The following is a 13892-nucleotide window of genomic DNA, read 5'->3' as shown; positions in this document are numbered from 1 at the left end:
CGGGAACGCTGAAGGCCCCGCCGGCCGAGGGTTCGCGTATGCTCTACGTCGGGAGCGACGGCGGCGTGTACCGATTCGGCGACGCGCTCGAACGCGAGCAGCCAGCGACGGCGAGTCGCGTTCTCGACGCGGACAGCGCGATGCGCGTCCGGTCGTTCGACGACTCCGAGCGACCCGACGGCGTGTTCGCGGCGACCGCGAGCGGGCTCTATCACGCGCCGGGCGGCGACGACTGGGTCGACCTGGGCGTCCCCGCGGACGCGGTGTACGCGGTCGGTGCGAGCAGCGACGGCGAGACGCTGTACGCCGGGACGCGTCCCGCCGCGACGTACGCCGCGGACGTCCCCGCAGCCGTCGTCGACGGCGAGGACGCGCTCGACCCGACGGCGCTGGACTGGCGCGAACGCGAGGGCTTCCAGGCGCTCCCCTCGCGCGAGCACTGGCGGCTCCCGCGCCACGAGGACCTGGCGCACGTCCGCGACGCGAAGGGCCTCCCCGGCGACCCGGAGGGCGTCGTCGCGGCCGTCGAGGTCGGCGGCGTGCACGCGAGCGCCGACCGCGGCGACACGTGGACCGAACGCCGCGGCCCCATCACGGACCCGCGACCCGAGGACGCGACCGACGGCGTGGACTGGAGCAAGCGACCGGGAGACGTCCACGACGACGTCCACGAACTCGCGGTCGTCGACGCCGACACGTGGCTCGCCGCGACCGGGTTCGGGCTGTTCGAGACGACCGACGCCGGCGCGTCGTGGACGCGCCTCGACGACGACGTCGAGCAGGGGTACTTCCGAACCGTCTTCCACCACGACGGCCGGACGTACGCCGCCGGCGCGCTCTCGAGTTCGGGGAATTGGGACGACCCCGACGAGGACCCCGGATTCTTCGCCTACACCCCCGAGGCCGGCCTCCGCGAACTCGACGTTGACACGCCAGACGAGGTCGTCACGGGCGTCACCGCGGTCGACGGAGACACGCTCTTCGCCGGCACGCACCGGGGGTCACTCCTCCGGGAGACCGCAGGCGGTGAGTGGACCACGGTCGGGTCGTTCCCGACCGACGAGTCGAGCGGCACGTACACGCCGCTCGCGTGGCTCGCCGAGTGAAGACACCGCGATAGCGAAGGAACAGTCGATTCAGAGGACGCCTTCGGCTTCGAGGACGTCCCGGAGTTCCGTCATCGACGAGACGGTGACGTCGCACGCCGGTTCGACGTTCGGTTTCGGCTCGAACCCGACCGCGAGCCCCGCCACCTCGAGCATCGGGAGGTCGTTCGCGCCGTCGCCGACGGCGACGGTGTCCGCGAGGTCGACGTCGTGCTCGCTCGCGTACTCGCGGAGCGCGTCGTCCTTCGTCCCCTCGATGAGGCTCCCTTCGACGCCGCCAGTGAGCGCGCCGTCCTCGACGGGCAGACGGTTCGCGACGATGGCGTCCACGTCGACGCCCTCGCGTTCGAGCGCCGCCGCGACGCCCTTCTCGAACCCGCCCGTGAAGATGGCGACCGTCACGCCGGCGTCGCGGAGCGCCGCGATGACCTCCGCGGCGCCCTCGCGGAGGCGGACGTTCCCCCACGCGCGCTCCGCCGCTTCCTCGCTCAACCCGTCGAGGAGGCCGGCGCGCTGCCGGAGGCTCTCCGCGTACCCGAGCTCGTCGTTCATCGCGCGATGCGTGATGTCCGCCATCTTGTCCGCCACCCCGTACTCGTCGCCGAGCAGGACGGTCATCTCCGAATCGGACAGAGTGCCGTCGAAGTCGAACGCGACCAGCGTCATACCCACGACTCTGCGAGGCGGCGTCTTGTAGCCTCCGGGTCCCGGTCGAACTCGCCGCGCGGACGGTCTTCGATAGCCCCTCGACGCTCGAACCCGCACACACCATTAAGCCACCGTGGTTCGAACCGGCGGGCATGGACGAAGCGGACGAGGCCATCGAGGCCGTCGAGGACGCGAACCTGCGCGGGCTCGTCGAGGAACTCCACGAGAACGTCGACGCCTCCCTCCGGCTGGCGTTCCGGTACGAGGGCGAGGCGTACGACGTCGTGCACGTCAGCGACACCGTGGACGCCCAGTTCACCGACGCGGAACTCGAGGAGCGCGTGAAGACGCTCCTGATGAAGGCGCTCGGTGACCCGCCCCAGGAGCAGTCGCTGTACGACTTCGGGGAACTGAACTCGACGGTACGGTTCTTCGACGAGGTCATCGTCGCCGTGTTCCCCGACGAGGAATGGAGCGGCGTCGTCGTCGTCTTCGACCGCGAGGAGTCACCGCTCGTCGACACGACCCTGCACTACCTCGACGTCGACGACTGACTCGCTCGCCCCAGCAGGCGGCGGCCCAGGCGGGCGTTCTCACGCGCTCGGAATCGACCCACCGCTCTTGTGACCAGATACCATACTGTCGCGCATGGAGCAGAACGTCGGTCGGTCGGACGGCATCGGTCGCGTCGCCCTCGGAGGGGTTCTCGGCGTCGTCTCGCTCGCCATCCTCGGCGACGCCATCGCCGGCGCACCCGTCGCGCTCTCACCCGTGCTGGGCGCGCTCTCGCTGATACTGCTCATCACGGGCGCGACGAACACGTGCGGCCTGTACTCGCTGCTGGGCGTCGACACCACGTAGCGTTCAGAATTCGGTCCACGCTCGCGGCCCGGCGTCGCTCGGGAGGCCGCGGACGCGGTACTCGCGCGCTCCGGTGTCCTCGACCTCGCGGACCTCGACGAGGCCGTCGAACGGCTGTTTGATGATGCCCAGCGAGTCCTGTGGGACGGGCGTGTCGAGGACGAACCCGCCGAGGAACCCCGAGCTCTCTACGCGGCCCGTGAGGACGTGCAGGAACTGGTAGACGCGGCGGACGTCCGCGTACATCAACAGCGTCGAGAGCGTGTGCATCCCGACGCTCGCCCCCGCGAGGGCGTCGTCCTCGTGGAACCGCCGCATGAAGTCCGTGAGGCCGATACCGATACCGGTGAGGTCGCCAGCGCTCGACACGAGCCGGCGGTTCGGGGACTCCTCGTTCCGCCCGAACCCGCGCTGGCGCGTGACGCAGTCGACGACGGCGAGCGTCGCGACGTCGGGGTGGACGTCGCGGTACTCGCGCTCGACGGTCTCGGCGGCCTTCCGCGTCGTCACGAACGCGGTCGCCCGGTCGCTCCCGCGGTCGGCCGCCAGCACCTCGTACAGCAGCTCGCGCTTGCCCGTCATCGGCGGGCCGACGACGAGCACGTTCGACCCGTCGCGGACCGCGCCCGTGTCGAGGGCCGGCGCCAAGTCCGTCATTGCACGCGGCTTGGAGCGCGCCCGTCAAGAAAGCGCGGTTCCGGCGGGCTCGCGGACCGCTCGCTCGACGCGCGCGACGGCGATGCCGACGACGAAGCCGACGCCGACGCTCGCGCGCTGGACCGTGGCTGGGTCGACGACGAGGACGTAGTACGCGACGGCGACGATACCAGCAAGCGTGCCCGCGAGCACCGCGACCTGTCGGCGGACGTCGCCGGGGTCGTGTAGCGGTGGCCAGCGCCACGCGAGCGCGGCGGCGACCGCCGTTGCGACGGCCGCAGCCGCGAACGCCGGCCAGTCGACGCGGCCGACGAACGCGAGCTCGACGCCGTAGATTCCCCCGCCGAACGCGAGCAGGGCGAGGTCGCGCGCGACCGGCCACCGTCGCTCGCTCTCGCGCCGCGACAGCGTCTCCGCGGCGCTCACGGGCGTCTCGTTCGGCGTCCCGCGGTGCGAGTCCGGCCGCCCCTCGTTCATATATGAAATCGAACCACTACCGTTCGTAAAAATACTGGGGTCTCGGTGCCGACGGTGGTGCACCCCCTACTGGCCGTGCGAACGGCTACCACGGCAATTTTCGCCACCCTCCATGGTAAAGGAAGCGTTATGGGCCGTGGGATGATGGACTCGCGTATGAAGGTCCTGGTGACGGACCCCATCGCCGACGCGGGTATCGAACGCCTCACAGAGGCGGGCCACGAAGTCGAGACCGCCTACGACGTCGAAGGAGACGCGCTCCTGTCCGCGGTCTCCGACGCGAACGGACTCATCGTGCGCTCGGGAACCGAGGTGACCGAGGCGGTGTTCGAGGCCGCGTCGGAACTCGTCATCGTCGGCCGCGCCGGCATCGGCGTGGACAACATCGACATCGACGCGGCGACCGAGCACGGCGTCGTCGTCGCGAACGCCCCCGAAGGGAACGTTCGCGCCGCCAGCGAGCACACGGTCGCGATGGCGTTCGCGACCGCGCGCTCGATCCCGCAAGCCCACACCCGACTTCGCGACGGAGAATGGGCGAAAGGCGACTTCCTCGGCACCGAAGTGAATGGAAAGACGCTCGGCGTCGTCGGCCTCGGTCGCGTCGGCCAGGAGGTCGCGAAGAAGTGCCACTCGCTCGGGATGGACCTCGTCGCGTTCGACCCGTACATCAGCGAGGAGCGCGCCGAGCAACTCGGCGCGGAGCTCGTCGACCTCGACGACTGCCTGGACCGCGCGGACTTCCTCACCGTCCACGTGCCGCTCACGGACGAGACCGAGGACATGATCAGCGACGAGGAGCTCGCGCAGTTGGAGGGCGGGTACGTCGTGAACTGCGCTCGCGGCGGCGTCGTCGACGAGGACGCGCTCGCCGAAGCCGTCGAGGACGGCGTGCTCGCGGGCGCCGCGGTGGACGTCTTCGCCGAGGAACCCGTCTCGCCGGACAACCCGCTGCTCGACGTGGAGGACGTCGTCGTGACGCCCCATCTCGGCGCGAGCACGGAGGCCGCTCAGGAGAACGTCGCGGTGTCGACTGCTGATCAAGTAGTCGCGGCGTTCGCGGGCGAGCCCGTGATGAACGCGCTGAACGCGCCGTCGATGGACGAGGCGGCGTTCCCGCGCGTCGAACCGTACATCGACCTCGGCGAGACGTCCGGGAAGGTCGCCGCGCAGCTGTTCGGGAAGCGCATCGAGTCCGTCGAGGTCAGCTACGAGGGCGACATCGCCGAGGAGGAGGTCGACCTCGTCACCGCGAGCGTCCTGAAGGGCGTGTTCGAACCGCTCGAATGGCAGGTGAACTCGGTGAACGCGCCGCGTATCGCTGAGGAGCGCGGCGTCGAGGTTACGGAATCGAAGAGCCGGAGCAGCGAGGACTTCCAGAGTCTCATCACGGTCACGGTCGGCGACGGCGACGACGAACTCTCCGTCTGTGGAACGCTCTTCCACGGCGACGACCCGCGCATCGTCCGCATCGACGGGTTCCGCGTCGACGCCATCCCTCACGGGAAGATGGTCGTCGCACGGAACGCCGACGAACCGGGCGTCATCGGCCTCATCGGCTCCGTCATGGGGAAGTACGACGTGAACATCGCCGGGATGTTCAACGCTCGCCAGACCATCGGCGGCGAGGCACTGACGGTGTACAACGTCGACGGCGAGATATCGGACGCAGCGCGCGAGGAACTCGTCGCCGACGACCGCATCACGGACGTCACCGTCATCCGACTCAACGGCGCCGACGAGTAACCGCACCCGCGTTCACTGACCGTTTCTCTCGATACGCCGCCCCACGTACACGACCGACGGGTCGACTCAGAGCGCGTCCCGGACGCGCCGAACGAGCGACTCCAGGAGCGACTCCCGCTCGCGCAGGTCCCTGATGGTCGCGTTCCGCTCCGCCAGCATCGTCTCGTAGCGGTCACGGACGGCCTCGACCCGTCGCTCCGCGGCGTCGCGGTCCGAACGCAGATGATCGACGCGCGCGGCCAGCACCGGCGACGGCGGCAGGTTCGCCGGGTCACGGCCACTCAATCGCTCGCCGTCCGGGTCGGTCGTGGCCGTGATGGTGGCAGCATCGGAGTCGCTACTCGGGGGTCGCGGGCGCGCAGTCGGCGCACCGCCACCCCACTCGTCGTCCTCGGTCGGCACCGTCCACTCGACGGTGAACGCGGGGTCGGATGACATGGACTAGCATACTTCTCGCAAGGACACGTCAAACCCCGTCAGACCAACGGAACACGAGCGTCAGACAACCACCCACGGAACCAACACCCGACGCAACCCATCCCGTCAGAAACAGCACCCTGGGGGTCGGCGTACGCTCGGTCAGTCCGCGTCCGCGAACACACCGCAGGAAACGCCGACCTGGGGGTCGGCGTATGCTCGGTCAGTCCGCGTCCGCGAACACACTGCAGGAAACGCCGACCTGGGGGTCGGCGTATGCTCGGTCAGTCCGCGTCCGCGAACACACCGCAGGAAACGCCGACCTGGGGGTCGGCGTATGCTCGGCCAGTCCGCGTCCGCGAACACACCGCAGGAAACGGCCGCCTGGAGGCGGCCGTACGCTCGGTCAGTCCGCGTCCGCGAACACACCGCAGGAAACGGCCGCCTGGAGGCGGCCGTACGCTCGGTCAGTCCGCGTCCGCGAACACACCGCAGGAAACGGCCGCCTGGAGGCGGCCGTACGCTCGGTCAGTCCGCGTCCGCGAACACACCGCAGGAAACGGCCGCCTGGAGGCGGCCGTACGCTCGGTCAGTCCGCGAGATGCTCTCGAACACCCTCGGTCGTCCCCGGCACCGACTCGGGCTCAGCACCCGCGGCCGCGGCCGCGTCGGGGTCCTTCAGGAGGTGCCCGGTCGTCAGGAGCGCGACGCGCTCGCCGGCCTCGATGACGCCCTCGTCGCGGAGCTTGCGCGCCCCCGCGAGCGACGCGGCGCTCGCCGGCTCGACGCCGACGCCCTCGCCGGCGAGGTCGCGCTGCGCTCGCGTGATCTCGTCGTCGCTCACGGCGACCGCCGTCCCGCCCGTCTCGCGGATACCCGGGAGTGCCTTCGGCGCGTTCACCGGATTCCCGATACGGATGGCGGTCGCGCGCGTCTCCACGTCGTCCCAGCGCCGCACCTCGTCGTTCCCCTCCTGGACGGCTTCGACCATCGGCGCCGCACCTTCCGCTTGCACGCCCGTCAGCGTCGGCACGTCGTCCTTCGCGAGCGCGCCCGACTGCACGAGTTCGCGGAAGCACTTGTACAACGCCGCCGTGTTCCCCGCGTTCCCAACGGGCAGGACGATCCGGTCCGGGAACGCCCCGTAGTCGTCCACGAACCGCTCCAGTATCTCCAGTCCAATCGTCTTCTGGCCCTCGAGCCTGAACGGGTTCAGCGAGTTCAGGAGGTACGCGTCGCCGCTCTCCGCGAGGTCCTGGACGATGTCCAGGCACGTGTCGAAGTTCCCGTCCACCTCGAGGATGCGCGCGCCGTGGAGGCTCGCCTGCGCGACCTTCCCCGCCGCGACCTTCCCCGCCGGCAGCAGGACGAGCGTCTCCATGTTCGCGCGAGCGCCGTACGCCGACAGCGCCGCGCTCGTGTTCCCCGTGCTCGCGCACGCCAGCCGGCCGACGCCGAGCTCCTGGGCGACGCGAACCCCGACCGTCATCCCGCGGTCCTTGAACGCGCCCGTCGGGTTCATCCCCTCGTGTTTGACGCGCAACGCCTCCACGCCGAGTTCGTCCTCGAGGTCCGGGACGCGATGCAGCGGCGTGTCGCCCTCCGGGAGCGTCACGCCCACATCGAACGGGAGCGCCGCCGAGTACCGCCACACGCCGCGGCCCTCGAAGTCCTCGAACGTCGGCAAGTCGGCGTACCTTGCTTCGAGCAAGCACCCGCAGTCGCACGTGTACCGCACCTCGTCGAACGGCGCGTACGCGTCACCGCACTCGATGCACGCGAGCCACACGCCGTTGTCGTTCGCGACCGCTGGCGCCTCCGGCGCTGGCGCGTCCAGTGAAAGGGAATCCATTGTCGAGGTGAAAGCCCCGCGCGTCCAAAAGTCCGCGGGGTACACCCAGACGTTGCCGCGCCCACTCGCCGTCGAACGACCGCGCCGCGAACCGCTCGCAGCGGACCCGACGACCACCTGAGCCCGTCGCACAAGATACTTGCCGACGATGGCCCGACCGACGCCCATGCAGCCCTCCACTGCCCGTAGCGAGCGCGACGACCGAGGTCGCTCGCGTCGCGCCGTCCTCGCCGCCGCCGGAACAGGGCTCGCCGCCTCGCTCGCCGGCTGTAGCGTCCTCGAATCCGACGGCGACACCGAGTCGTTCCACGCCGGCGACTGGCACTCGCTCGGGAACGCGCCCGGGAACCAGAACCGCGTCGCGGGCGGCGCTCCGGAACCCACCGACCACGAGGTGCTCGCGTCCGCGGACTTCCCGTACGTATCACCGGTCGTGCACGACGAGCAAGCGTACTTCGCGACCGAGGGCCGCGTCGTCGCCGTCGGCGTGAACGGCGTCGTCGGCTGGCGACGGTCGCTCCCCGACCGCCACGCCGTCTCCGGCGCGCCCGCGATCGACCCCGACAGCCGCCGCCTCTACGTCCCGTTCCGCGAGGTCCCGCGGAGCGACGGCCCGGACCCGGCGCCCGCGTACGTCGGTGCGTACGACCTCGGTACGGGCTTCGAGCAGTGGCGCGCTCGCGTCGGCGACGACCGCGCGTACGGCGTCACCGTCCACGACGACGACGCCTACGTCCGGAGCGCCACCGCGTGCGTCAAACTCGCGCCCGACGGCAGCGAACGCTGGCGGACGCCGCTCGACCCGCTTGCGTACGACGAGTACAACCTCTCGGGCACGTTCGCCACGCAGGTCGCACCGGCCGTCGAGCACACCGGCGTGTACGTTCCCGACCGGCACGGACTCGTCAAACTCGAACCCGGGACGGGCAGCATCCGCTGGCGCGTCCGCGCGAACGCCCCCTACGCCGCCCCCGTCCTCGACGACGGCGGCGTCGTCCAGACCGGCTGGCAGGGCGTCGTCGCCGTCGACCGCTTCGGCGACGTCCGCTGGCGACGCGACCTCCAGTCGCTCGCCGCCGCCGCCACCGACGACACCGACGTCTACGTCGCCACGACCGACCTCCACGAACTCGACGGCACCACCGGCGAGACCAACTGGTCGACGCGCCTCTCCAGCGAGACCGCGACCGCTGCACCACTCGTCACCGACGACTCGGTCGTCGTCGACGACGACCACCCGATCGCGCTCCGCCGCGACGCCAGCGGCCTCCTCGCACCCGACCGCGAACGCTGGTCGTACACCCAACCACACACCTCGACGTACGCCTCACCCGTCATCGCCGCCGACCGCCTCCTCGCCGTCGGCCCCGCCGGCCTCCACGCCTTCGAACCAGCCGCCGAGTGACCGAACCGTCACCTCGCGCGGCGAAAGCGCAGGAGAAACAGCCGCCTGGGGGCGAGCGTATGCTGGGTGAGGGAGTAGTGGAAACGGCCGCCTGGGGGCGAGCGTATGCTGGGTGAGGAGGTAGGAGAAACGGCGACCTGGCGGTCGCCGTATGCTGGGTGAGGCAGTCAGTTCCCGTCGAAGTCGTCGATCACGCCGTGGACGGTCTCGGTCCACTCGTCGAGCGCGTCGTGGAGGAGCTGTTTCGCTTCGGGGAGGTCGGTCGCGGTGTACTGGTAGACGTAGCCGCCGGCGTCGAGCAGCCGCCGGTTGCGGTCCGCGAGCCCGTTCTCCAGCAGCGTCGAGAGCGACCGGTTGACGTTCGAGCGGTCGCGCTCCATCTCGCCGGCGAGTTCCTCGACGGTGCTCCCGGGGTTGTGGAGGAGCGCGACGTACGTCCGGACCTCGTGGTCCTGGATGCCGAACACGCAACTCAGGACGTTCTGGAACGACGGGTCCGGTTGCTCCAGGAGGTCGCCGAGGTCCGGTGACTGGTCTGTCATACCACGTATTCCGTCGCCGTCGGTCAAAAACGTACCTCCGGCGTGCGCCGACGCCGGGCGAGGAGTCGCGCCCTCGCCAGCGCCCGGCGTCGACGAAGGGGTTCCGCGACGCGCGCCGCCAATCCTCGACGTCGTCAGTCCTCGGCGTCGGCGGCGGCGTCGCGCGCGTACCCCTGGTTGTCGATGCACTCGCGCATCTCGTCCTCGGTCCCGTGCTTGTGGAGCGTCGTCGGGGTGTCGCAGTAGAACGTCGTGCCGTCGTGGCGGAGCGTCACCTCGTGCTCGCTCCCGAGGAGCTCGGTGACGATGACGACGCGGCGCCCGTCCGCGAGCGCACGCAGTATCTCGTCGGCGTCGAGTTCACCGGCGTTCGCGCGGAGGGGGTCCATCGTCTACGTGTGCGTGCGCCCCCCGTATCGGCGTTTCGGAAGCGTACCGGCGGTCGACCACCGCCCTCGGCGTTCACTTAGCTCTTGCGTGGCGGTGCAGCGCGCGCACAGCGCCGAGATAGCGTCTTTCCGTCCGCCATCGTCGCTCCGAGTGCACATGGCAGAGACTGTCACGTCGACGGATTCGAGTACAGGCTTCGACCTCGCGGACTGGCAGGCGGGGACGCTCGCCGGCGTCGTCGCCGGCGTCGTCATGGGCGTCATGCTTTCGACGCAGATGACACCCGTCATCGAGGCGGCGATACCGGCGATGTACGGCCTCTCCGGCGGGCTCGCCGGCTGGGTGGTGCACGTCTCCCACGGCGCCGTCCTCGGGGTCGCGTTCGCGGCGGTCCTCGACGCCGCCGGTGCGACGACGTGGTCGACGGCGAGGACGGCCGCCGCGGGCGTCGCGTTCGGCGTCGTCCTCTGGGTCGTCCTCGCGGTCCTCGTGATGCCCGTGTGGCTCCAGACCGTCGGGTTCGCGGGCGCGCCCGCCGTCCCGAACGTCTCCCCGAAGAGCCTCGTCGGGCACGTCGTCTACGGCGTCGTGCTCGGCGGTGCGTTCGGCGTCCTCGACTGACGGCGTCCGCGGGGCCGACGCGAGGTGGCGCCTGCTGGTCGCACCGGCGTGCAAACGCCTTTCTGCGTTCACGTCACACGTCACTCTATGGGAGAGACTGTCTCGCAGGCCCGGGCGCGCACCGATCGCGAACTGGCGACCTGGCAGGCCGGCGTCGTGGCCGGCGTCCTCGGCGGCGTGGTGATGGCCGTCCTCTACTCGGTGTTCCAGCCGTCGTTCCTCACGGCGTCGGTCCCCGGCATCTACGGGCTCGACGGCGCCAGCGGGCTCGTCGGCTGGACGCTCCACGTGTCGCACGCGGCGGTGCTCGGCGTCGCGTTCGTCGCCGGGTTCGAGGGGCTCGCCGACGAGGAGTGGGCGACGGTGACGACGACGGTCGCGAGCGTCGCCTTCGCCATCCTCGTCTGGGGGTCCGTCGTCCTCCTCCTCGACCCGCTCTGGGGCGGCGCGGCGGACGGGGGGACGGGGTCGTCGCTGCTGGACGTCTCGCTCGTGGGCGCGGCCGCGCACCTCGCGTACGGCGTCGTCGTCGGCCCGGTCGTCGTCGCGCTGCGCTGACGCCGCGGTCGCCAGCGTCGCCGTCTACGCCGCCGGCCTCTGGCCCGTGAACATCGGCTTCGTCTGGCCGGTCTGGCTGAACAACGTCGGTCTCACCGCAGACATCCCGCTCCCGAACGTCGCCGTGATGCCGCTCGTCGGCTACCTCATCTGGGGCGCGCTCCTCGGCGGCGTCTTCTACGCGGTCGTGCGCGCTCGCTGACCGCTCGCGCTCGGTGGAGAGCGGTGCGATCAGTTAGACGACAAGAGAGCGGTGCGGTCACCGAGGTGACGTCGGTGACCGCGTTCACAGAGACCGCGTGCGTGCCGCCCCGGGTGGCAGTCGGGGTCGGTGGCAGGTGGCGTGACAGGCATCCCTCGTGGCCGTCCGGGTCACGCGTGGACGAACCAGTCATCGGGATGCCCGCCCGTCGCCGGAGCTACTCGCCGACGCGAACCCACTCGCCGCGCTCGTCGCTCGCCGCTATCGCGTCCAGCACGCGCTGGACGTCGTACGCGTCGGCGAACGACGGCGCGTCCGTCTCGACGCGTTCGCCGCGTTCGCTGGCGGCGACCTGCGAGAGGACGGCGGCGTTCTCGTGGACGAACGTGTGCTCCCAGCCGAGGACGTGCCCGGGCGGCCACCACGCGTCGCCGTACGGGTCGTCCTCGTCCGTGACGAGCACCGTCTCGTACCCGCGCGAATCGCCCGTGTGGACCTCGAGTTCGTTCAATCGCTCCAGGGAGAACCGGAGGCTCCCGTCGGTCCCGTGCACCGCGATGGCGTGGTCGTTCTTGTGGCCGGCCGTCATCCGCGACGCCTCGAACGTCCCCATCGCGCCCGACGCGTACTCGACCTGCGCGCTGTACGCGTCGTCCACCGTCACGGGCTTCGTCTCCTCGCCATCCGCGTCGTCGCCGCGGGCCTCGCCGTCGCCGTCAGCGTCCTCGACTGGCCGCTCGTCGACGAACGTCCGCAGGTGGCCGCTGACGCGCTCGACGTCGCCGACGCGGTCGCCGACGAGGAAGTTCGCGAGGTCGACGGTGTGCGCGCCGAGGTCGCCGAGCGCGCCGCTTCCGGCGAGCTCGGCGTCGTTCCGCCAGCTCCAGGGGGCGTCGTCGTCGACGAGCCAGTCTTGGAGGTACGACCCGCGAACCTGCCGTATCTCGCCGAGTTCGCCGTCGGCGATCAGGTCGCGGGCGTACTGGATGGCGGGCACGAACCGGTAGTTGAACGCACACGCCGCGACCGCGTCGCTTCCGGCGGCGGCGTCGCGCATCCGTTCCGCGCCGTCGAGCGTCGGCGCGAGCGGCTTCTCGCAGAGCACGTGCGTTCCGGCCTCGAGTGCCGCGACCGTGGGGTCGACGTGCAGGAAGTTCGGCCCGAGGTTGTAGAACACGTCGACGTCGTCGACGACGTCGCGCCAGTCCGTCGCGTACCGCTCGAAGCCGAGGCGTTCGGTGGCGTCCGCGAGCGCGTCCTCGTCGGTGCCGACGAGGACGTCGCGCTCGACCGCGGGGGCGTCCGGGAAGAACATCGGGAGCCGAGCGAGCGCGTTCGCGTGCGCCTTCCCCATGAACCGATACCCGAGGAAACCGACGCGGAGCGGGTCGTCGCTCATCGTCACTCACCGCCCGCCCAGTAGGCGTCGCCGGGTTCGGTCTCGAACACCGCGCGCCGGAGGACGTCCACGCCCTTCTCCAGGCCCTCGCGGCTGCTCGTCAGCGCGTCCTCGTGCTCGATGCTGAGCGCGCCCTCGTACCCCGCCATGCGGAGCGCGGAGACGACGTCCTTCCAGTGAGCCTCGTCGTGCCCGTACCCGATGGAGCGGAACAGCCACGACCGATCGCTCGTGTCCGCGTACGAGGTGGTGTCGAGCACGCCCTTCCGGCGTGCGTGCTCGTCGTACACCTTCGTGTCCTTCGCGTGGACGTGATGGATGGCGTCCTCGCGACCGAGGACGCGGATAGCGTGCGTGACGTCGATACCCTGCCAGTAGAGGTGGCTCGGGTCGAGGTTCGCGCCGATCCGGTCGTTCGTCGCCTCGCGGAGCCGAAGGAGGCCGTCGGGCTCGTAGACGAGCATGTTCGGATGCATCTCGATGGCGACGTCGACGCCGTGCTCGTCGGCGTGCGCCGCCAGGTCCCGCCAGTAGTCGACCGCGAGCTCCCACTGATAATCGAGCGCCTCGGCGTGCTCTTCGGGCCACGGCGCCGTGATCCAGTTCGGGACCGACCCGTCCGGACTCCCCGCCGGCAGCCCCGAGAAGCACGTCACCGTGCCGACGTCGAGCTGAGCGGCGAGCCGGACGGCCTCGCGGAGTTCGCGGTCAGCGCGGTCCGCGCGCTCGCCGTCGGGATGCAGCGGGTTGTTGTGCGTCGCGAGCGCGCTCGCACGGAGGTCGTGCGCGTCGAGCGCCTCCTGGAGCGCCGCCTGCGCGGCCTCGTCGTCGAGCACGGCCTCGCGGTCGAGGTGGTCCTGGCCGGGGAACCCCCCGCAGCCGAGTTCGACCGCGTCCACGCCGATGCCCGCGAGGTAGTCGAGCGCGTCGTCGAGTGATTCCTGTCCGAGCGGAACGGTGAGTACGCCGATGTCCATGTGTGTCTGTGAATCTCGTGTAGCTGCTTTCGTG

General features: G+C 70.7%; 17 protein-coding genes. 8 read left to right on the top strand and 9 right to left on the bottom strand.

Features of this window, described 5'->3' with window-relative positions:
- Positions 1-38: 38 nt before the first annotated feature.
- Positions 39-1106 (top strand): WD40/YVTN/BNR-like repeat-containing protein, encoded by a 1068-nt coding sequence (locus tag ACZ48X_RS11355; protein ID WP_336349610.1) that lies wholly within the window; start codon positions 39-41, stop codon positions 1104-1106.
- Positions 1107-1136: 30 nt separating this feature from the next.
- Here ACZ48X_RS11355 and serB read toward each other — a convergent pair whose 3' ends face one another.
- Complete coding sequence (gene serB / locus ACZ48X_RS11350) at positions 1137-1772, bottom strand: phosphoserine phosphatase SerB (protein ID WP_336349611.1); 636 nt, start codon at positions 1770-1772, stop codon at positions 1137-1139.
- Between the two features lie 134 nt (positions 1773-1906).
- Between serB and ACZ48X_RS11345 the strand changes: the two genes are divergently transcribed.
- Both ACZ48X_RS11345 and ACZ48X_RS11340 read left to right on the top strand, forming a co-directional pair.
- A complete protein-coding gene (locus ACZ48X_RS11345; protein ID WP_336349612.1) occupies positions 1907-2308 on the top strand; it encodes a DUF7522 family protein in 402 nt (133 codons plus the stop codon).
- Between the two features lie 94 nt (positions 2309-2402).
- Positions 2403-2615 (top strand): YgaP family membrane protein, encoded by a 213-nt coding sequence (locus ACZ48X_RS11340; protein WP_336349613.1) that lies wholly within the window; start codon positions 2403-2405, stop codon positions 2613-2615.
- 3 nt (positions 2616-2618) lie between these two features.
- Here the strand turns inward: ACZ48X_RS11340 and ACZ48X_RS11335 are convergent, their stop codons facing one another.
- Together ACZ48X_RS11335 and ACZ48X_RS11330 are read right to left on the bottom strand one after the other, a co-directional pair.
- On the bottom strand, positions 2619-3272 hold the full coding sequence (locus tag ACZ48X_RS11335; RefSeq protein ID WP_336349614.1) for a DUF7504 family protein: 654 nt from the start codon (positions 3270-3272) through the stop codon (positions 2619-2621).
- Between the two features lie 24 nt (positions 3273-3296).
- Positions 3297-3749 carry a hypothetical protein gene (locus ACZ48X_RS11330; protein ID WP_336349615.1) on the bottom strand — a complete coding sequence of 151 codons (453 nt, stop codon included), beginning with the start codon at positions 3747-3749 and terminating at the stop codon, positions 3297-3299.
- Positions 3750-3905: 156 nt separating this feature from the next.
- Here ACZ48X_RS11330 and serA point away from each other — a divergent pair, with 156 nt between their 5' ends.
- Positions 3906-5495, top strand: coding sequence for a phosphoglycerate dehydrogenase (gene serA / locus ACZ48X_RS11325; RefSeq protein ID WP_336349616.1), 1590 nt, complete (start codon positions 3906-3908; stop codon positions 5493-5495).
- 66 nt (positions 5496-5561) lie between these two features.
- Here the strand turns inward: serA and ACZ48X_RS11320 are convergent, their stop codons facing one another.
- Both ACZ48X_RS11320 and thrC read right to left on the bottom strand, forming a co-directional pair.
- Positions 5562-5933, bottom strand: coding sequence for a hypothetical protein (locus tag ACZ48X_RS11320; protein WP_336349617.1), 372 nt, complete (start codon positions 5931-5933; stop codon positions 5562-5564).
- Positions 5934-6501: 568 nt separating this feature from the next.
- Positions 6502-7764 carry a threonine synthase gene (gene thrC, locus ACZ48X_RS11315; RefSeq protein WP_336349618.1) on the bottom strand — a complete coding sequence of 421 codons (1263 nt, stop codon included), beginning with the start codon at positions 7762-7764 and terminating at the stop codon, positions 6502-6504.
- 166 nt (positions 7765-7930) lie between these two features.
- On the opposite strand from thrC, the gene ACZ48X_RS11310 reads away from it, so the two are divergent.
- Positions 7931-9169, top strand: a complete 1239-nt coding sequence (locus ACZ48X_RS11310) for an outer membrane protein assembly factor BamB family protein (protein ID WP_336349619.1) — start codon at positions 7931-7933, stop codon at positions 9167-9169.
- Between the two features lie 167 nt (positions 9170-9336).
- Here the strand turns inward: ACZ48X_RS11310 and ACZ48X_RS11305 are convergent, their stop codons facing one another.
- The gene (locus ACZ48X_RS11305; RefSeq protein ID WP_336349620.1) at positions 9337-9711 is read right to left on the bottom strand and encodes a helix-turn-helix domain-containing protein; all 375 of its coding nucleotides are present in this window, start codon (positions 9709-9711) and stop codon (positions 9337-9339) included.
- A 134-nt stretch (positions 9712-9845) separates the two neighbouring features.
- Positions 9846-10100, bottom strand: a complete 255-nt coding sequence (locus tag ACZ48X_RS11300) for a hypothetical protein (RefSeq protein WP_336349621.1) — start codon at positions 10098-10100, stop codon at positions 9846-9848.
- 157 nt (positions 10101-10257) lie between these two features.
- Between ACZ48X_RS11300 and ACZ48X_RS11295 the strand changes: the two genes are divergently transcribed.
- The 3 genes from ACZ48X_RS11295 to ACZ48X_RS11285 all read left to right on the top strand — a co-directional run bounded on the left by ACZ48X_RS11295 (position 10258) and on the right by ACZ48X_RS11285 (position 11482).
- Positions 10258-10722, top strand: coding sequence for a histidine kinase (locus ACZ48X_RS11295; protein WP_336349622.1), 465 nt, complete (start codon positions 10258-10260; stop codon positions 10720-10722).
- Positions 10723-10809: 87 nt separating this feature from the next.
- Positions 10810-11280: a hypothetical protein gene (locus tag ACZ48X_RS11290; RefSeq protein ID WP_336349623.1), complete on the top strand. Its 471-nt coding sequence runs from the start codon at positions 10810-10812 to the stop codon at positions 11278-11280.
- 46 nt (positions 11281-11326) lie between these two features.
- Positions 11327-11482 carry a hypothetical protein gene (locus tag ACZ48X_RS11285; protein ID WP_336349624.1) on the top strand — a complete coding sequence of 52 codons (156 nt, stop codon included), beginning with the start codon at positions 11327-11329 and terminating at the stop codon, positions 11480-11482.
- Between the two features lie 217 nt (positions 11483-11699).
- Here ACZ48X_RS11285 and ACZ48X_RS11280 read toward each other — a convergent pair whose 3' ends face one another.
- Positions 11700-12881 carry a Gfo/Idh/MocA family protein gene (locus tag ACZ48X_RS11280; protein WP_336349625.1) on the bottom strand — a complete coding sequence of 394 codons (1182 nt, stop codon included), beginning with the start codon at positions 12879-12881 and terminating at the stop codon, positions 11700-11702.
- A 2-nt stretch (positions 12882-12883) separates the two neighbouring features.
- The gene (locus ACZ48X_RS11275; protein ID WP_336349626.1) at positions 12884-13858 is read right to left on the bottom strand and encodes a sugar phosphate isomerase/epimerase family protein; all 975 of its coding nucleotides are present in this window, start codon (positions 13856-13858) and stop codon (positions 12884-12886) included.
- Positions 13859-13892: the final 34 nt, after the last annotated feature.

Source organism: Halorubellus litoreus, assembly GCF_055378595.1.
The sequence above is the reverse complement of the archived record's forward strand: the minus strand, read 5'-3'. Positions and strand labels throughout refer to the sequence as shown.